The sequence below is a fragment of the Mycobacterium sp. ST-F2 genome (assembly GCF_001905655.1).
Taxonomy (GTDB): Bacteria; Actinomycetota; Actinomycetes; order Mycobacteriales; family Mycobacteriaceae; genus Mycobacterium.
Window position 1 is genome coordinate 178467 of sequence record NZ_JMHT01000022.1, and the last position, 19166, is coordinate 197632.

The following is a 19166-nucleotide window of genomic DNA, read 5'->3' on the forward strand; positions in this document are numbered from 1 at the left end:
TGCCGACTTGTCGGCTGCACCATCTATACATGGCTCTCCCGACGGACGAAGGGAGCGTCGGGGTGGCCAGTCGACATGTCTGACGGTTGGCATACCCCTGCGCGCAACGCGCTCTCGGGCGACACCGGTTTGCAGACGACAGCGAACACCTCCAAGAAGTCATGCCTGGAGGTCGTGTGCAGCTAGAAGAGCTCAAATCGGGACTCCGCATCGAAGGACTGATCCCCGCTGAAATCGTCACCGTGCTCGCCGCCCAACAGCACGGCACCGAGGCAGTCGAGCTGACGTACCGGACCAACAACGGTGCGCTCGGTCAGCAAGTCGTCTTCAGGAAAGACCAGGACCAGCTGCGTGCAGCCGCGGCGGCCAGCCGACCATTCGACGCATCAGCATCTGACTACAAACTGGTAGCCGAGGCCCAAAGAATCAGCCTCGCAGGACTTTTCGACCCGATGCTGGCGGTGGCCACCAGCGACGTGCGTCCACTGCCGCATCAGATCCGCGCGGTCTACGGACAACTCCTCCCCCGGACGCCGCTGCGATTCCTCCTCGCCGATGATCCCGGTGCCGGCAAGACCATCATGGCGGGTCTCTACATCAAGGAACTCCTGCTGCGTGACGACGTCCGCCAATGCCTGATCGTCGCCCCGGGTGGCCTGGTGGAACAGTGGCAGGACGAACTGTTCTTCAAGTTCGGGCTGCGGTTCAACCTATTGACCAACCAGCTCATCGATGCCCACGTCGACCTCAACGTCTTCGAGACCAACCCGCTGCTCATCGCCCGTATGGACCAGCTGTCCCGCAACGAGGAACTGCAGGCTCAGCTCACGGAGACCGAGTGGGATCTGGTGATCGTCGACGAGGCGCATCGCATGGGCGCCCACTACTTCGGCGGAAAGCTGGAGAAGACCAAGCGTTTTCAGCTCGGCGAGCTTCTCGGCCGGATCACGCGTCATCTCCTCTTGATGACGGCGACGCCGCACTCAGGCAAGAACGAGGACTTCAATCTCTTCCTGACTCTGCTGGACCGTGACCGGTTCGAGGGCAGGAACACCAAGGCCACCGACACCGCCGACATCATGCGCCGAATGGTCAAGGAGGACCTCCTCACCTTCGACGGCAAGAAGCTGTTCCCAGAGCGCCGTGCCGAGACAGTGCCCTATGAGCTGACCGCCCTTGAACATTCGCTCTACGAGCAGGTCACCGCCTACGTCCGCGAAGGCATGAACCGCGCCGACCGGGTGGGCGGAAAGCGCAAGAACACAGTCGGATTCGCGCTCACCGTGCTGCAACGACGACTCGCGTCCAGCCCCGAGGCGATCTACAAGAGCCTGGTCCGCCGAACCGAACGGCTCGAGCGCAAGAAGCAGGAAATCGTCAACGGCACCTACGTCGAGAACGAACCGACCGTCGATGTCGATGCCCTTGACACCGACGACTACAACTCCGAAGAGATCGAAGCGCTCGAAGAGGAACTGCTCGATGCCGCTACTGCAGCGCAGACGGTGGACGAACTCGACGCCGAGTTGCTCGAACTGTCGGAGCTGACCCGCGCCGCCAAACAAGTTCGCGATTCCGGTACCGATCGCAAGTGGACCGAGCTGAGCAACATCCTTCACGACGAGGCACTGACGACGGATACCAACGGATGGCCGCGCAAGCTCATCATCTTCACCGAACATCGCGACACCCTCGATTACCTGGCCGGCCGGATCCGCTCGCTGCTCGGGAAACCTGCTGCCGTGCAGGCCATTCATGGTGGGGTCCGGCGTCGGGAGCGCCGCCAGATCACCGAAGAATTCACCAAGAACCGAGACTGCCAAATCCTCCTGGCCACCGATGCCGCCGGCGAGGGACTCAACCTGCAGGCCGCGCACCTGATGGTCAATTACGATCTGCCCTGGAACCCGAATCGCATCGAACAAAGGTTCGGCCGTATCCACCGCATCGGCCAGGAGGAAGTCTGCCGGCTGTGGAACATCGTGGCCAGCAACACCCGCGAGGGTGACGTCTTCGTCCGCCTGCTCGAAAAGATCGAAGAACAGCGGGAAGCCTACGGCGGCAAAGTTTTCGACGTACTAGGCGAAGCGTTCAACGAGACCCCGCTGCGCGACCTGCTGTTGGAGGCCATTCGCTACGGCGAGCTGCCCGAGACACGCGCCAAGATGCAGCAAGTCATCGATCACAACGTCTCCGACGGGCTCAAGGAACTGCTCGAAGAACGTGCCCTGGCGTCCGACCATCTCGCCGAGGCCGAGCTGGAGAAGTTGCGCGCGGCCATGGACGACGCGCGAGCACGCCGGTTGCAGCCCCACTACATCGAGATGGCCTTCAAGGCGGCCTTCACCCGACTCGGCGGACGCATCACCAAACGTGAGCGCGGCCGATACGAAATCACCAACGTCCCAGCACCTTTGCGCGACGGCAAGTTCGGGCCCGTTCCCACCAGATACGACCGCGTGACCTTCGACCTGGGACACGTACATTCCGAAGAACTCACCCGCGCTGATCTGCTCGCCCCAGGCCACCCCCTCCACGACGCGGTGATGCACGAAGCGATCCGTCGCTTCAGTGAAACTCTCACCAACGGGACCGTGTTGGTGTCGGCGACGCTGGACGAGCCGCAGCTCCTTGTGGGTGTCACCGAAGAGGTGACCGACGCTACCGGCGCTTCGGTGTCCAGGCGGTTCGGCTATGCATACGTGGACAGCCAGGGCGCCGTCAGGCCGGCCGGACCCGCTCCCTACCTGGACTGTGTCGCTGCGCCGGAGACGCCGGCAGTCACCGCAGCCCGCCAACTGTCCTGGCTTGCCGACGCCGAAGACCGCGCCACCAGCTGGATCATCACCACCCGCCTGCCGGAGTATCTGGCCGAGGTGCAGCCGCGTCGCGCCGCCGAACTCGCCAAGACCCGCGAACTGGTGACCAAACGGCTTGAGGGTGAACGCGATCGACTACTGCTCGATGCCGCAGTCGCATCTGAGAAAGAACAGTCCGGGGCCAAGCCCAAAGAGTCTGCGGAAAGCCTCAACCGCAAGGCCGTCGAACTTGACGCCCGCTTGCGCAGAAGGCTGGAGCTGCTGGACCGGCAGACGCTGATGTCGACCAAACCCCCGCGCATCGTCACCGCCGCACTGGTACTTCCTGTGGGCATGGTCGATGCCGACCTGCCGACCTCCGTGCCAATGCACGCCAAAGAGACCAAGGAAGTCGAGCGCCGCGGGGTCGATCTGGTGCTTGCCGTCGAACGGGCGCTGGGCCGCGAGCCGGTCGAGCAGGTCTTCAACAACAAGGGCTTTGACATCTTGTCAGCGGATGTGGACGGGGACACCTACCGCATCGAGGTGAAGGCCCGTATCGACGGTGCCACCGATTTCTTCGTCACCCACAACGAGGTGATGCTCGGCAAGAATGCCGCGCCCCGGTATCGGCTCGCCCTGGTGCGGGTTGACCCGCGCGGCGTCGAGTACGACGACGTGCGCTACCTCGACAATCCTTTCGCCTCAACGGATCTCGGCGACTTCGACGCCACCGGTGTACGAGGCGATTGGAACAAGATGTGGGACAAGGGAACTGAGCCATTCTGATGACGAACTCTACTGATGTGCCGAAGCGCAAGCTGATCGAAGTTGCGCTGCCGCTGGAAGCGATCAACAAAGAATCGGCTCGCGAGAAATCGATCCGCCACGGTCACCCGTCCACGTTGCACCTGTGGTGGGCACGCCGCCCCCTGGCCGCTGCGCGCGCAGTGTTGTTCGCGCAACTCGTCGATGACCCGTCTTCGAATCCCGAAGAGTTCCCCACCGACGAACTGCAGCGCAAGGAGCGCGATCGGCTACACAAGCTCATCGAGCGTCTTGTGGTTTGGGAGAACATTCGAGATGAGAAGCTGCTCGCCGAGGCGCATGCCGAGATCCTCAAGTCGACCGGGGGCAATCCTCCACCCATCCTCGACCCTTTCGCCGGCGGCGGCACCATTCCATTGGAGGCGCAAAGGCTCGGCATGGAGGCACACGCATCGGACCTCAATCCCGTTGCAGTGCTGATCAATAAGGCACTGATCGAGATCCCACCGAAATTCCGTGATCGGCCCCCGGTATTCCCGGGGCTCGCTGAGTCGGAGATCCGCTCGTGGAATGGCGCCGAAGGGCTGGCCGCCGACGTGCGGGCCTACGGGGCGTGGATGCGTGATGAGGCCGAGAAGCGGATTGGGCACCTGTATCCCAAGGCCACGTTGCCGGACGGTTCGGAAGCGACTGTCATTGCGTGGATTTGGGCACGGACCGTCACGTGTCCCAACCCGGCGTGCGGTATCGCGATGCCGCTGGTCCGCAGTTGGTGGTTCGGCAAGAAGAAGGGTAAGGAGGCGTACGTCGTGCCGTCCGTGGTGGATGGGACGGTTCACTTCGCCATCGGTCGCGACCCGAAGGCTGCGCCCACCGCCGAGACCGACGGCACTGTTGGCCGCACCGGCGCCACCTGCATCGGTTGCGGGTCCGCAGTTGAGCTGAAATACATTCGCGCCGAAGGCCGTGCGGGACGGATGGGCGCGCAATTGATGGCCACTGTTGCCGAAGGCAATCGCACGCGCGTGTATTTGGCACCGTCACTCGAGCATGAAGCCGCCGCACAGATTCCGCGGCCAGACGACGTACCAGGCGGTGAACTGCCGAACAACCCTCGCGACTTCAAGACTCCGAATTACGGCATGACTACGTTCGCCGACCTATTCACATCGCGACAGCTCACCGCACTCACCACATTCAGCGACCTGGTCGCCGAGGCCCGCGAACGAGTACTCGCAGACGCCCTCGCCGCCGGCATGCCCGAAGGCGACCGCCTTGAGTCCGGCGGCACCGGCGCTGCGGCCTACGCCGACGCGGTAGCGACGTACTTAGGGATCGTGGTGTCGAAGCTCGCCGATAGAAACGCAGCCATTGTCTCCTGGGATAGCAGCGTGAAACAAGAAGCCCCATCGCATGTCTTTACCCGACAGGCAGTTGCGATGAACTGGGATTACGCGGAAGCGAACCTATTCGGGACGTCAACAGGAAACTGGACTGATGCTGTACGTCGAACCTCGATTCCAGTCGAGCGTTTGGCGGCCAACGCAGACGGGCTTGCCAGTCAGCAATCGGCCCTAGACCGCAACTTCAGCAGCCTGCTTATATCTACTGATCCCCCCTACTACGACAACATCGGCTATTCAGATCTATCGGACTTCTTTTATGTCTGGCTACGACGCTCGTTGCGCGCAATCCATCCTGGCCTTCTCAGCACGATGTTGGTTCCCAAAGCTGACGAGTTGGTCGCAAACCAGTACCGGCACGGCGGCAAGGAGGGTGCGCACGAGTTCTTTGAGAACGGATTCCGGGAGGTGTTCCGCCACGCGCGCGAGTCCGCACTCCCCGACTACCCGATCACCGTCTACTACGCCTTCAAGCAATCCGAGACCACGGCGGTTGGCGAAGCATCGTCCGGCTGGGAGACACTGCTTGAAGGCATGATTCGCTCAGGCTGGGCAGTCACCGCGACATGGCCGCTTCGCAGTGAGTTGAGCAACCGGATGCTCTCTCAGGGAACCAATGCCCTCGCCTCGTCAATCGTGCTTGCATTACGCCCGCGCCCTGAAGACGCACCACGCACCGACCGCCGCGAGTTCATCGAAGCTCTCAAGGCCGAATTGCCCTCCGCACTCAGAGAATTGCAACAAGGCGCGATCGCCCCTGTCGACCTACCCCAAGCCGCCATCGGCCCAGGCATGGCTGTGTTCTCCCGGTACTCGGCAGTGCTGGAACCCGACGGCTCCAAGATGTCGGTGCGTTCCGCGCTGGCGCGGATCAACGAGATTCTCGACCAGGTGCTCAACGAGCAGGAAGGCGATTTCGACTCGACCAGCCGATTCGCCATCGCCTGGTATCGCCAACATGGCTACGACACAGGTACTTTCGGAGACGCCAACAACCTAGCCAACGCCCGCAACACTTCCGTCGACACTATGGATCGTGATGGCATCCTGATCAGCAGGGCCGGCAAGGTCCAGCTGATCAAACCGTCTGACCTGGCCTCCGACTACGACGTGCTCGCCGACCTACACACCAGCAACTGGGAAGTCCTGCACCACCTGATCAAGAAGCTGGAAGGCGACGGCATCACCCCCGCCGGCGAATTCCTGCGCATCGCGCTGACCCGACCGGACGCAGCGATCGATGCCGATTTGGTGAAAGAGCTTGCGCACCTCCTGTTCCGGATCGCCGAGAGCAACGGCTGGACCAAGGACGCGCTGAGCTTCAACAGCCTGGTCACCAGCTGGCCCGAAATTCTCGATGTGGCACGTGCCGATGCTCCGGCAACGAGCGCACAGGGCACCTTGGACTACGACGAGGAAGACGACTGACATGGCGCTGAGCAATCGCGACCGCATCAACCGCATGTTCGAGGTCATCGCGCCTGCCTTGGACGACTTCATCTCCTCAGTGATCGGACAGGGCGACCCAGCCCTCGGCGCGGCCTGGCCCAAACTCGTCCAGAACAAGGACTCGAAAAACGGCGCCCCGTCGACCAAGACATACGAGCCACTCGACCCGCAGGTGCAATTGCGGATGCTGACCGAAGGCAACATCACCGGCGGGTTCAGGAAGGGCTGGTACCCATTCAACGAAGCGCTCGGCAGGGCCGGGGAGTCCTTCGCCATTGAGCTTCGGGAGGCGCGAAACACGTGGGCACACAACGGTTCGTTCAGCGACGACGATGCCTACCGCACCTTGGACACTGCCGAGCGCCTGCTGCGGTTGATCGGCGGCAGCACCGAGGCGGACGAAGTCCAAACCATCAAGCGCAATCTGCGCCGAGTTACCGCGGACAAAGACGACAAGAAGGTACTCAAGGCGGCTGTCGACAATCCCGAGGCCGCCGGCCTCCAGCCGTGGCGGGAAGTGCTGCCACCGCACGATGATGTTGCGACGGGAAACTTCGCGTCCTCCGAATTTGCGGCTGACCTCCACAAGGTTGCCTTCGGCGGAGAACAGGATTCGGACTATGCCGACCCGGTGACGTTCTTCCGACGCACTTACCTGACAGAGGGACTGACCGATCTCGTCGGCCGTGCCGTCAGGCGCTTGTCCGGCGACGACAACGCGCCGCCGGTGATCAACCTGCAGACCAATTTCGGCGGCGGCAAGACGCACTCGATGCTGGCCCTGTGGCACGTCGCGGCCGGGCTTCCGGTGGGTGATTTCCCGCAGGAGACCGCAGACTTGCTGACCACCAACGGTTACCAAGCCGGCATGGTGAACCGCGTCGCGATCGTCGGCAATCATTTCAGCCCAGCCGGCGAACCCAAGACGGACGGCCCTCACGTCAACACCCTGTGGGGCGAGTTGGCCTGGCAGTTGGGCGGCGCGGAGGCGTACGCACTTGTCGCCGAAGCCGATGTCAACCGAACGCCTCCGGGCGCGGCGCTCCACGAACTGCTGGCGAAGTACTCCCCCGCGGTCATACTCATCGACGAATGGGTCGCCTACGCCCGCTCACTCGTCGGACGCGATGACCTCGCCGGTGGCACGTTCGATGACCAGTTCACCTTCGCGCAATCGCTCACCGAAGCCGCCAAAGGAACGTCCGGCGTGTTGCTGGTCATTTCGATACCGGCTTCCAACGCCATCGACAGTTCAGAGCCCATCGCCGGAAGCGCCGAGGAAGTCGGCGGCTCCAACGGACTGGAGGCCCTACATCGCCTGCAGCGCGTCGTTGGCCGTCTCGCCGACCAGTGGCGTCCTGCATCATCGCTTGAGGCGTATCAAATCGTGCGGCAACGACTGTTCCAACAACCCGACGCGGCTGCGCTGGCATCGATCGGCGCTACCGCGCGCGCCTATGTCGACTTCTACCGCAAGTACAACGACGACTTCCCGCGAGAATCCCGGGAGCCGGCCTACGAGGACCGCATCAAACGGACCTATCCCATTCACCCCGAACTCTTCGACCGTCTCTACGAGGAGTGGTCGTCGCTGGAGCGGTTCCAGCGCACCCGTGGAGTTCTGCGCCTGATGAGCACCGTGATCCACGCGCTGTGGACCGGTGACGACTCGTCACCGCTGATCATGCCGGGCTCGATACCGCTGGCGGTCGGACGGGTGAACTCGGAATTGACCAGCTACCTCCAAGATTCGTGGAAGGCCGTGATCGACGCCGATGTCGACGGCCCGAACTCCGAACCGGCCCGCATCGACGTTGCGAAGCCGCTGTTCGGTCAGCGGTCCCTGACCAAACGTCTCGCTCGAACCGTGTTCTTCGGCGCCGTACCGACGATCGGCTCGGCGCACAAGGGGCTCGAAACCCAACGTGTCTTCCTGGGAACCGCGGTGCCCGGCGATGTCCCCGGCAACTTCCATGCCGCGCTGACTCAGCTCGGCGATCGGGCTACCTACTTCTACTTGGGGTCCGGCAAGTACTGGTATGACCTGCAGGCCAACATCACTCGTACCGCCAAGGACCAAGCCGAGCGCCTGCACAAGGAAGACGTCTGGGCTGAAATCGCGCTCCGTCTGCAAGCCCAAGCACGTACCCGCGGCGACTTCGCCGGTGTGCACGTGTGCCCGGAATCGAATGCCGATACTCCTGATACCGATGAAGCCCGGCTGGTGATCCTGCATCCCAAGGTCGCACACAAGCGGGGTACCGATTCTGCGGCAAAGGCTTTCGCGCACAAGGCAACGGAGCAGCGTGGCACTGCGAACCGCTCCAACCGCAACATGCTCGTGTTTCTGGCCGCCGACGAAGCACGACTCGAAGAGCTCGACAACGCGGTGCGCGACTACCTCGGCTGGAGCCACGTCCTGGCCAACGAGGCCGATCTGGATCTCACCACGAACCAGAAGGATCAGGCCACCCAGCGGCAGACAACGGCCGACCAGACGGTCAAATCGCGTCTGCTGCAAACATTTACGTGGGCCCTCATTCCGTCACAGCCCGATCCGGGAGCGCCTTTCATCCTGCGCGAGACCAAGGTGGAAGGACAGTCGGAGTCACTGGCCGAACGAGTGTCCCGTCGTCTCGGCAGCGACGGGGATCTGTCAACACAGCAGGCCGCCGTGACCGTTCGGCTTGCCATCAACAAGGTCCCACAGATCTGGAAAGACGGGCACGTTACGCTCGGCGCGCTGTGGGAGCTGTACTGCCAGTATCCTTATATGCCGCGCCTCCGCGATCGGAAAGTGTTGCAAGAAGGCGTCCGTGAGCTTCCCCTGATCTGGGAGACCGATGCTTTCGCGTTGGCCACCGGCTACCAAGACGGCCGGTACGTCGGCTTGTGGATTCCTGGCGATGCCAATTCCGCACCGGTTGCCACGGACTCGCTCCTGCTCGTGCGCCCCGATGTTGCCACCAAGCAGCGTGCCGAAGAAGAGCCTGCCCCCGAATCTGGGGATCCCAGTCCGTCGCCAACGAAACCGCAGCCGGCCAAGGGACCAGGCGTCGACGTCGGGTTCCCGCCGGCCAAGACCCGCTTCTACGGCGTGAAGACCCTCAGCTCGGACAAGATCGCGCTCGATTTCAAGAACATCGCGGATGAGGTCATCGCAAACCTGCGCGACCAAGGAATTGAACTAGTGGTGCGAATCGAAATCGAGGCTGTCGACTCAAACGGGTTCGACGAGAACAAGATTCGCACGGTCGCCGAGAACGCCAAAACGCTGAAGTTCGATCAGTCTGGGTTTGAGGAGAGCTAGCTTCGCGCGGACTTCGCGGCCTGCACGTTCCAGTCAACGGCGAGGCTGTCGACGGCGTACGTCGCATCGTCGACGGTGTAGTGCTCCGCCGAAACCAATTACCTGATCAGGCCTGTTCGGGAAAACGCCGTGTAGTCGAGGTAATCCTTCACAGCTCGTACGGCATTCTGCCGACTCGCGGGTGTCCGCGGGAGTTGTCCCGCCGGGCGTAATCGACGTACCGCCACCATGGCCATCGGGCTGTCAGACGTGCTACATAAACGCTGGGCGTGAGGTACCAAAGTCGCCCCGCGCCGGTCACTTCGTACTGCCATTGGTCCATCTCGACACCGCCATGCGCTGCCGTCGCCAGGCGACCTTTGAGTTGGTGGTGCCGAGATGATCTGGGCGTGTGCGAAGCTCGCGCCAGGCCGTGGCCGTGTTCGCGGGCGCCTGTTGACACAGCGCTTCCCAACCCTTGATGGCCTCGACCCGTTCGCGCTCGCGGCCACGTTGACGCCACCCACGAAACCGGTTGACACCAACCTGCATCCCCATCGTTCAGCGAACAGTGAAGGATTCGAGCGCAGGTACACAACCTTCGGTGTATCTTTGGTGTATGACCCGCACAAACATCGACATCGACGACCATGCGTGCGAGGTCGTCATGCGAAGGTTCCATTTGACCAGCAAGCGAGACGCGGTGAACTTTGCATTGCGCAATCTCGCGCAGGAAGCATTGGACCTCAAAGCGGCCCGAGAACTCCGCGGGTCCGGATGGGACGCCGATCTCGATGAATTGCGCAGCGACCGCGTCCAATGATCCTCGTTGACGCGTCAGCCTGGATCGAGTTTCTAAGGAACACCGGGAGCGGCGTGTGCGAGCGAGTCGACGAGCTACTCGCCGAGCCGATCGCGATCTGCGCCCCCGTCCAGATGGAAATCCTCGCCGGGGCCCGAAACGACCGACACCTCAAGGATCTTCGTGGCCTGTTGGCACGCGCACAGACTCTACCGACGTCCCCCACAGACCATGAAGACGCCGCAGCTATTTACCGCGTCTGTCGACGTCGCGGTGAAACCGTACGCAGGCTGATCGACTGCCTCATCGCCGCGCACGCCATACGCGAACAGATTCCAATCCTGCACTTCGACAGCGACTTCGACGCGATTGCGCGGCATACATCGCTACAGCTGGATACCTCACCGCGGCCGGACTGACCCAGCCGCCATCAACAACTCCACCGCGGCGCCAATCGGAATGCGCTCCTGCTCCAGACGTAGGCCATTGCGCTGCAACACGTCCAATGCTGCGCGCTCGGTTTCGGTCAACCAAGCCACATCGACTGACCCACCCGCAGCGTGAGGCACGGCAAGGTCACGCCAGCGCTCCAGCGAGGCTTGATCCATCAGCAGGCTCTCGCAAGGACATTGCGCGCGAAAACGGGCCAGTATGTCGAACCCGTCCGTGTCCAGATCGCCCCAATACACGACACGCGGCGCATTCCGAACCCACGGGAATCCGGCCACCGCGGTGGCATGGTCGCCCCAGCCGAACACCGCGATCGTGCCGGGCACGTCAGGCAGCGCTTCGAGGGTCTGCAAGTTCTCGACAACCAGGACCTGCGATGCCGCAAAATCAAGCCCCGCCAGCTCACCATCCGGGGCGGCAAAGATACGTGGAAGACCTCGCCGCAGTGCGGGGTCAGCAATGACAACCGCCCGCAGTAGTTCACGCTCCCGCAGTCCCAGATGCTCAGGCACACCGAGCGGCACCGCTAGCGCCGTCACCGCAGTGCGGTGTGTACCCAGCCATTTGGTGTCGACACCGGGAATCGGAAGCTGACGGATCAGCAGGCCGGAGTCCGGATTCTGACGTAACCAGCGAACCGTAGCCAGGAGCCGGTCGAAGTCGTTGTCGGCCAAGGAATTCCAGTACCGGAACGTCTCGACCAGGACCGCCGACCATTGCGGCCCATCATCGAGCGCCTGGAGCTGCGCGCGGCGCTGTTGCAGAGACTGCCAGCGTCGGGTCTCACCTGCAGCCGCGACAATCGCATCCGCACCCTCGATGGTCACCACGACCGGTAGCAGTTGCCTACCAAGGCTGGGCCACCGCCGCTCCTCCCAGCGGACATCGAGGCGCGAGTCTTGCCAGGCATGGACCCAGTTCTCGACGACCGCACGCTGGGCCGCGACGGCCGCCTCGCTCGGGCTACCCAGTCTTATTGTCAACGCATCGACGGAAGCACCGAACAACCACGATTTGAGATGGCGGTCCACCGTCCGTCGTGCCCGCGCCACGACGTCCTTGGGCAGCACGAGTTTTTGTGGCTCAGCCATCAGCCGCCTCACCGATGGATGCGACCCCCAACCGGGATGCCTTCGAATCTCGGATCGACACAGTGGCTACCCCGCCGACGTAGTCCTGCAGTGTCTTGATCATCTTCAGTGGTGTGGCGAGCACAAGGTGAAAACCGAACTGATCGAACACATCTGCCGCACGGCGGGTGTATTCAGGATCCGACCGGTCGAATGCCTCGTCGAGGACCACCGTGCCGTACTTGGGCACGTCGGCATCCGACCCGACGAGCTGGTACCGAAGGGCCGCGGCCAGACAGAAGAACACCAACTTCTGCGCCTGCCCACCGGACAGCGCGTCCGAAGAATCGTGGTGGTTGACCGCCGTGCCCTCGGCATCCATCTCGATACCGACGAACGTGACGTGGCGCCGCGTGTCCAAACACCGATTGCGCCACACCACATCACCAGGATCGGACGATCCGAGCCGCCCGAGCAGTTCCCGCATCCGCTCGAATCGTTGCTCCTGAGCCTGTCGATCGTCAGCAAGCAACGACCCCTCCTGCACGCGTGCGATAGCCGCGAGAAACTCCGTCACGTCCGGATGCAGGGAGTCGCGGACGTCGATCTTCAGGAACCGGCCACGGTCGAATTCCGAGTGTGCCAGTGACGAATTGACCTCATCGATCCGGCGACGGATCTCGCCGGGCGCGCGCCGGATTCGGAGCGCGAGCGTGCCGAGGTTCTGATTCGACTGCCGATCATTGAGATCGAAGAATCGATTTTCCACGCTGGGCAGGTCATCAGCGCGCAGCCGGCGCAGGAATGCCACGGCATCGTCGGCGTATCCGTGCTCGGCAGCGAGTTCGGGGTGTGGCCAGCGGTTGAGGTACTGCTGCAGCACAGTCTCGATAGCGTGTTGCGCCTGCAGCAGCTTCTTCTCGGCTGCCGAGTATTCGCCCCGAATCTGGTTCGCCACAGCCCGTTCGGCAGCGGGAAAGCCGTTGAGTCGCAGCGGTGCACGCTTGCCATCGTCGAAACGGGCGCGATAGCGCTCGGTCAGTTCGGGAGACGGCTCGTCGCTGGCCGCCGCTGTGCGTTGAAGGTCGTCGATGCGGGATGCGACATTCTGTGCGTGCTGGCGCGCTGAGTACAACGCCTCGTGCGCGTCGTCGTACGCCTTTTCAGCTCGAGTCGCCTCGGCTCGCGCCGCCACCACGGCAGCTTCCAGGCGGTCGATCTCAGCGTCACCCCGTAGCGCCGCAAGACGTTCACCCACATCGAGACGGTGAGCTTCCGCGGCCAACAGGTCGAGCTCGTCCCATTCTACAGCGACGATCCCTGGAGCTGACTGGACCCGGTCCCGACGCTGTTCGGATTCGGCACGGGCGGCACGCGCGCGACGGTGTGCGGAGCCGGCATCGGATTCAGCCTTGCGCAGGGCGTCGCGCAGGGCCTGGAGCTTGCTGTCATTGCTGGTGCCGAGCACGTAGTGCCGTCGGTCGTCGATCGCCGACCGGTCGTCCTTGATATGCCGGTCGCCGTCGCGGGTCTGTCCGGCGCGGGTCACGGCGCGGTGGTGCCGGCCCAGTTCTCGCGCGTCGGCAACACGGCGGTAGTCGAATCGGGATACGAGTTCGAAATGCAGCCAGTGCTGCCATGGCCCCTCGGCGATCTGGAGCACATTCACGATCGAATCGGCATCGACAGCCGAAATCCGGTGTGTGCGATGCACATCCACGCGCCGCCACACCAGCCGCGTACCCAGATGGGCAGCATCGACGGCAGCGGCGACATCAGCGGCGTGCTCGTCGGCGACCAGCATTGTGCGGCCCAGCCCGCCGAGCACCCGCTCGGCGGCGCCCGCCCAATTCGCATCGATGACGTCGATCAACTCGCCGGCGAACGGCAACGATCGCGCCGGCAGCCCGGTCGCGCGCATGACCAGCTCACGAGCCGCCAGCAGCTTGTGGTCCAGGTTCGACTTCTGCCCGGCGAGCGAAGAGATCTGCTGTTTGAGGTCGGTAACCTGTTCGTCGGCGCGCGCGGCAGCGAGGATCAGGGCGCTGTGGGCGGCGTCGTGCGCACCGGCTCCAGCCTCTAGTTCAGCTGCCTCCCTTGCGATCTGCGAGCACATGGTGGCGAAGCCTTCGGCGGTATCGGGAACGGTCGTGTCCCAGGACCGCAAAGCCACACCTAATCGGGCGCGCTGCGTGACCACCCGACGGACCGCTTCGTCGGCGCTATCCAGGGCATCGGTGAGCTCACGCAGGGACTGATTTCCGTCACGCGCACGCTCGGCGTCCTTCAGCGCGGTGGCAGCACGATGACGGGCCGCACTCGCGTGTTCGTCACGCGTGACGGCGTCAGCGAGCGCGGCCTCAGCGTCGGCGTGCCAACCCTGCGCCAGGTGCAGCTCGAAGCGCGCGGCGAGGCCCTCGAGCGCTGTCTGCTCCTCCCCGAGTTCCTGAGTCCGTTGCGCCTCTCGGTCCCGCGTTTCGGTCCACTCCTCCAGCGGTGTCAGTGCGGCGATCTGCTCACGCGTCTGCACGACCCTGCGATGCGCCTCGTCGAGGTCGGCGAAGAACTCGACGGCGCGACGAGCTTCGGCAAAAGTGTCGGGTTCGTCGAGCATGTAGTCGCGGAACAGCCGGTCGAGGCTGTCGAGCCCTTTGGCAGACATCGCCCGGTGCAGCAACAGTTGCGCGTTCTCGTCGGCGATTCCCAACCGGGCACGGAGCCGCTGACCAAACTGGGGGTAGCTCTTGTTGTAGAGAACATCGGGCCAGCGCTTCTTCAACCCGCGGACGTCGATGCCGTCAGACACCACGTGTCTGAGTTCGGTGATGTCCAGGTCGTGGTCGAAAAGCAGGAACGCGCGGCCCGATTCGCCAAGATCATTGCTGCCGCGTTTGAGGTGGAACAGCGCGACCAAGGTGGTGACGGTATCCCCATCAGGATCGGCAGTGGCCATCGTCAACCCGACGGCGCTCCAGGTCGCACCTTCCCGCAGGTAGCGCGACCGCAATTCGCGGGTGTCCGTGTCGGATCCGCGCGCATACGCACCTCGGATATAGGAGGCCACGGTGCGGCCGCGGCCCTGCGCGGCCGCATTGAAACTGAGCTTCGTCGGGGGCACCAACACCGTGGAGATCGCGTCCAACAACGTGGACTTACCCGAGCCCGAGGGACCGGTGATCAGGAAGCCCCGGCGCGCCACGGACAGGTCGTGATAGCCGTCATAGGTGCCCCAATTGAACAGCTGAACACGTGCCAGGCGGTGCTGACCATGCCGGAACACGTCCTCACTCATCGTCGGCCTCGGTATCGGAGTCCTGGTCGCTACCGGCGTCCAAGAGCCGCTGGTACTCCGCCTCGACCAGGGCAACCTCGTCCGCGTCGAACAACTGACGGAGCACGGGCGATACTTCGAACCGGCCCGCGGTGTCAGCGGCGGCGATCAGCGAGTACTTCTTCATCTTTTCCCATGACGCGTTGATCCGCTTCCGGAAGCCGCCCGCATCGGTGGTGTAGCGCCCGCGGTAGGGCTCCATGTCGGCGGCGATGTCGTCGTAATCGACGATCACCCGTTGTCCAGGCGGTGCCACGAGCAACTGGTAGCGCAACGCGAGTACCACCAGCGTGTCCATGAAGGTCAGCGTCTCTGTCCGAAGTACCTGCGGTGGAGCGAATTTGGGGTCATCGGGTGCGGGCTGCGGCCGGGTGAACGCGATGCCGTCGTCCTCGTCGAGGACGAGGTCGAGGAACACGTCGGCCAGTCGGCGTTCGATTTCGCTGCGGTGGGCGAGAATTGCCGACCATTGCTGTCGATGCGCATCATGCGTCACCACCGGACCGCGGAGCAGTTGGACCAGCGCACGCTTTGCCTCGAACGGAAAGGTCTCTTCGGGATTCACCGGTGATCCTCGAATGCATCGGGGCTGAAGGTGATGGTCGGAAGCACAACGGTGCGTCGGTCCATGGCGACCCGTTCGCTGGTGTCGGCGGAGACGGCACCGTGCTCAGCGCCGAGAACCATCAGGCCGACGATGCTGGCGAGGCCCTGGGTGGCAGGGAACTCGGCCAGGACCTGCCCTGCGGTGACCGGTCCAGCCGACCGGCTGAGGCTGGCAACGATGTTGCTGCGGAGTTCCTCGAAATCGATGTCGGATTCATGTGCCTGCGCAGCGAGTTCGGCGAAGTCGACCTCGTCGGTGTCATGCCGATCGAACTCCGTAGGCACCCGGCCTTCGCCCGGGTTGTGCAGCTTGAGGGCGGCGATCGAACGAACCTGCATGCCAATTCTGGTGAGTTCCAAGTTCATTGACTTCTCGGGTCGGTGCTGTGCACTCACTCGCACAGCCAGCGACTGGCAGCGCTGAATCAGTTGGCGGAGCCGCCGATGTTCTTCGTATTGGCGCGAGAGCACGAAATGTCGCAGCGATCGCGATAGCAGGATCATGGTCTGGCGTACCGTGGCTGCTTCGTTCTCCAGCCGGGTGAGGAGAGTGCTCAGGTCCGTACGCGTCTGAGGGGTCAACTCGGCTGCGAAGTCCCGTGACAGGATGGCGGTGATCGCTTCCTGAAGACGGGTCGACTGTTCGGCATCGAGGATCACGTCGTAGAAGCCGTTCACGGAACGTCCGGCTTCTGAGTCCGCCAACAGATCAACCCCGCGAAAAACGTTGCTCAACGTCGCACCGCCCTCAGCGGTGTCGTCAAGGATTTTGGCCCGGAGGTCCCGGCTCAATTCTTCGATGGTCGACCGCACCCGGGCGAAATCCACGGGTATCTCCTGCGCCAGGCCGAGCGTCTCGGCGACCCGCTCCTTTGCCGTTTCCGCGTCGAGCACAGCGAACTCGCCGCGTTCGACTTCTTCAATGCGCTGCTCGACGGCCTTGCGTTCGGACTGCAGCAGTGCCAGCCGCGATGCCGAAACCGGGTCTGAATCACGTTGCAGTGCAATGAGGTTAGCGGCAATCGACCCCAGCCGTGACGCCGACGCGGCGCGCTGCGGCGCATCGATTCCGTTCACCACTGCGGCAGCGTTCAATGCTGCCGCCGATGGCACCAACGTTTCGGTCCCCCGCGTCTGGCCGGGACGCCGGACCAAGTAGCCGTCGTGCACCCATGCGGCGACGTATCCTGTTGCCGTCGATTCGAATTCAGCTCCGGTCTCGCGGAGGAGTTCGAGATCATGATCGAGTTCGGCTACCACCTCGGCCGCCGGGCGTATACGACGTTCCGGCGGAAAGTAGTCCTGGACCACGGCGATGATGAGCCCGGCGTTTCGGGCCCTCAGCAGCGACCATTCCGGCGCCTCCTGCTGTAGACGCCGGAAGCGCAGGACCGCGGACGTTATCGCCACGCTGCGAGACTAGCCGGAAGGGCTGACAAGGCTCTCCACAGTGTCGAGCGTTTCTGCACAGCGCAAACTCAAAAATGGGATTTCACTGGTACCATAGTCCCATGGAAGCGGTAATCGACTCGGGCGGCCGCATCTTGGTGCCCAAGCAACTCCGCGACGCGTTGGGACTGACGCCCGGTTCGACGGTCGATATTTCGGCATATGGCCCTGGACTGCAGATTGTCCCCGGCGGCCGCTCCGCGCGCCTCGTGCGAAACAAGGACGGACGCCTCGTCGCCAACGCAGACACAGTCGTCACCGATGAAATGATGTTCGCGCTCATCGATTCGGGGCGACGCTGACGTCGCAGCAGGTCACGGCAATCGATACCAGTGTCGCGGTGCCGTTGCTTGTGACCTCGCATCCGCAGCATGTCGCGGTCTCGCAATGGGCAAGGGGCCGACGGCTTGGGCTCAGCGGGCATGCGCTGGCCGAGACATACTCGGTTCTGACGCGTCTGCCCGGCGATGCTCGCGTCGACCCCGCTGACGCGGTGACGTTGATCGACGAGAACTTCCCAGAGCCCCTTCAGCTGGGTGCCGACGCCGCACGTGGTGCCCATCGCGAATTCGCCCGTCGTGGCGTCGCCGGTGGCGCCACCTATGACGGCTTGGTCGCGTTGGCCGCTCGTGAGCGCGGTGCGGTCTTGGTCACTCGCGATGCACGAGCCAAGGCAACCTACGACGCCCTCGGGGTGAACACGGAAGTGCTGGCCAGCGCCTGACCTGTCGTTGGCAAAACGGGCGCGGAAGGCGACAATCGAGCACCGCAATTTGATGGCCAACGACCGGAAGGGAAGCCATGACGATCAGTATCCGACCGCTGCGTGAGGACGACCTGGCGACGGCCGACCACATCGCGCGCATCGCGTTCGGCACCTTCGTCGGCCTCCCCGAGCCCGAGACCTTCATGGGCGACGCAGATTACGTACGAACCCGGTGGCGAACCGACCCGTCGGCCGCGTTCGCAGCCGAGAACTCGGGCGAGGTCGTCGGGTCCAACTTCGCGACGCGTTGGGGCAGCGTCGGCTTCTTCGGCCCGCTGACCATCCGCCCGGACCTATGGGATCGTGGCATCGGACGGCTGTTGCTGGAACCCGTCATCGGCTGCTTCGACCGTTGGCAGACGACGCACGCCGGGCTGTTCACCTTCGCGGAAAGTCCGAAACACGTCGGGCTCTACCAACGTTTCGGCTTCTGGCCGCGGTTCCTCACCGCGGTGATGTCCAAGCCTGTCGACCCGGACCAGACTGCGGCGTATGCCACTCTCTTCTCCGAACTCACTGCTGCCGAACAGGATTCAGCTCTTGCCGAATGTAGGGACCTGACCAACAACCTGTACGACGGACTCGACCTCACTTCCGAGATCCGTGCGGTCGCCGATCAGGAACTGGGTGAAACAGTCCTGCTCTGGGACGACGCCTCGCTCGCCGGTGTCGCCGTATGCCACCACGGCGCAGGCACCGAAGCGGGCAGCGGCACCTGCTACATCAAGTTCGGCGCGGCGCGTCCCGGCCCGGGTGCCGAGGCCGCGTTCTTCCAACTGCTCGATGCTGTCGAAACACTCTCCGCCACACGTGGTTTGGCACGCCTGACCGCCGGCGTGAACACCGCCCGTCACGAGGCCTACCGCGGCATGCTGGCCCGTGGTTTTCGCTCCGACATCCAGGGGGTCGCGATGTATCGGCACAATTCCGACGGCTACAGCCGGCCTGGCGTATTCGCCATCGACGACTGGCGCTGACCGCAAAT

General features: G+C 63.5%; 12 protein-coding genes. 8 read left to right on the forward strand and 4 right to left on the reverse strand.

The features are described 5' to 3' along the window. Nucleotides 1-176 precede the first annotated feature (176 nt). The 5 genes from EB75_RS10100 to vapC all read left to right on the forward strand — a co-directional run bounded on the left by EB75_RS10100 (nt 177) and on the right by vapC (nt 10928). A complete protein-coding gene (locus EB75_RS10100) occupies nt 177-3587 on the forward strand; it encodes a helicase-related protein (protein WP_073695277.1) in 3411 nt (1136 codons plus the stop codon). Next, a complete protein-coding gene (locus EB75_RS10105) occupies nt 3587-6397 on the forward strand; it encodes a DUF1156 domain-containing protein (RefSeq protein ID WP_073695278.1) in 2811 nt (936 codons plus the stop codon). The genes EB75_RS10100 and EB75_RS10105 overlap by 1 nt, the downstream gene beginning before the upstream one ends. A 1-nt stretch (nt 6398) precedes the next feature. Further along, entirely contained in the window at nt 6399-9728 is a 3330-nt protein-coding gene (locus tag EB75_RS10110) for a Swt1 family HEPN domain-containing protein (protein ID WP_174557649.1), read from the forward strand. Between the two features lie 598 nt (nt 9729-10326). Beyond that, nucleotides 10327-10530, forward strand: coding sequence for a type II toxin-antitoxin system VapB family antitoxin (locus EB75_RS10115; RefSeq protein ID WP_064860469.1), 204 nt, complete (start codon nt 10327-10329; stop codon nt 10528-10530). Next, on the forward strand, nt 10527-10928 hold the full coding sequence (gene vapC, locus EB75_RS10120) for a type II toxin-antitoxin system VapC family toxin (protein ID WP_061001011.1): 402 nt from the start codon (nt 10527-10529) through the stop codon (nt 10926-10928). The genes EB75_RS10115 and vapC overlap by 4 nt, the downstream gene beginning before the upstream one ends. Here the strand turns inward: vapC and EB75_RS10125 are convergent. Genes EB75_RS10125 through EB75_RS10140 form a run of 4 tightly spaced genes read right to left on the reverse strand, consistent with a single transcriptional unit; the run spans nt 10911 to nt 17376 of the window. Beyond that, nucleotides 10911-12050: a DUF3322 domain-containing protein gene (locus EB75_RS10125; protein WP_142239522.1), complete on the reverse strand. Its 1140-nt coding sequence runs from the start codon at nt 12048-12050 to the stop codon at nt 10911-10913. The two genes, vapC and EB75_RS10125, sit on opposite strands and share 18 nt — an antisense overlap. Further along, nucleotides 12043-15321 (reverse strand): ATP-binding protein, encoded by a 3279-nt coding sequence (locus EB75_RS10130; protein WP_073695280.1) that lies wholly within the window; start codon nt 15319-15321, stop codon nt 12043-12045. The genes EB75_RS10125 and EB75_RS10130 overlap by 8 nt, the downstream gene beginning before the upstream one ends. Next, nucleotides 15314-15925, reverse strand: coding sequence for a DUF4194 domain-containing protein (locus EB75_RS10135; RefSeq protein ID WP_234785328.1), 612 nt, complete (start codon nt 15923-15925; stop codon nt 15314-15316). Before EB75_RS10135 ends, EB75_RS10130 begins: the two co-directional genes overlap by 8 nt. Beyond that, nucleotides 15922-17376 carry a DUF3375 domain-containing protein gene (locus EB75_RS10140; protein WP_061001015.1) on the reverse strand — a complete coding sequence of 485 codons (1455 nt, stop codon included), beginning with the start codon at nt 17374-17376 and terminating at the stop codon, nt 15922-15924. Before EB75_RS10140 ends, EB75_RS10135 begins: the two co-directional genes overlap by 4 nt. Nucleotides 17377-17477: 101 nt before the next feature. On the opposite strand from EB75_RS10140, the gene EB75_RS10145 reads away from it, so the two are divergent. The 3 genes from EB75_RS10145 to EB75_RS10155 all read left to right on the forward strand — a co-directional run bounded on the left by EB75_RS10145 (nt 17478) and on the right by EB75_RS10155 (nt 19158). Continuing rightward, the gene (locus EB75_RS10145; protein WP_061001016.1) at nt 17478-17717 is read left to right on the forward strand and encodes an AbrB/MazE/SpoVT family DNA-binding domain-containing protein; all 240 of its coding nucleotides are present in this window, start codon (nt 17478-17480) and stop codon (nt 17715-17717) included. Then, nucleotides 17714-18139: a type II toxin-antitoxin system VapC family toxin gene (locus tag EB75_RS10150; RefSeq protein ID WP_073695281.1), complete on the forward strand. Its 426-nt coding sequence runs from the start codon at nt 17714-17716 to the stop codon at nt 18137-18139. The genes EB75_RS10145 and EB75_RS10150 overlap by 4 nt, the downstream gene beginning before the upstream one ends. Before the next feature lie 77 nt (nt 18140-18216). After that, nucleotides 18217-19158 (forward strand): GNAT family N-acetyltransferase, encoded by a 942-nt coding sequence (locus EB75_RS10155; RefSeq protein WP_073695282.1) that lies wholly within the window; start codon nt 18217-18219, stop codon nt 19156-19158. The last annotated feature ends 8 nt before the right edge of the window (nt 19159-19166 follow it).

Bases quoted from the DNA above. Each gene is read 5' to 3' on its own strand.
- EB75_RS10105 (WP_073695278.1), top strand. From the start codon at position 3,587: ATGACGAACTCTACTGATGTGCCGAAGCGCAAGCTGATCGAAGTTGCG.
- EB75_RS10110 (WP_174557649.1), top strand. From the start codon at position 6,399: ATGGCGCTGAGCAATCGCGACCGCATCAACCGCATGTTCGAGGTCATC.
- EB75_RS10115 (WP_064860469.1), top strand. From the start codon at position 10,327: ATGACCCGCACAAACATCGACATCGACGACCATGCGTGCGAGGTCGTC.
- vapC (WP_061001011.1), top strand. From the start codon at position 10,527: ATGATCCTCGTTGACGCGTCAGCCTGGATCGAGTTTCTAAGGAACACC.
- EB75_RS10125 (WP_142239522.1), bottom strand. From the start codon at position 12,050: ATGGCTGAGCCACAAAAACTCGTGCTGCCCAAGGACGTCGTGGCGCGG.
- EB75_RS10130 (WP_073695280.1), bottom strand. From the start codon at position 15,321: ATGAGTGAGGACGTGTTCCGGCATGGTCAGCACCGCCTGGCACGTGTT.
- EB75_RS10145 (WP_061001016.1), top strand. From the start codon at position 17,478: ATGGAAGCGGTAATCGACTCGGGCGGCCGCATCTTGGTGCCCAAGCAA.
- EB75_RS10155 (WP_073695282.1), top strand. From the start codon at position 18,217: ATGACGATCAGTATCCGACCGCTGCGTGAGGACGACCTGGCGACGGCC.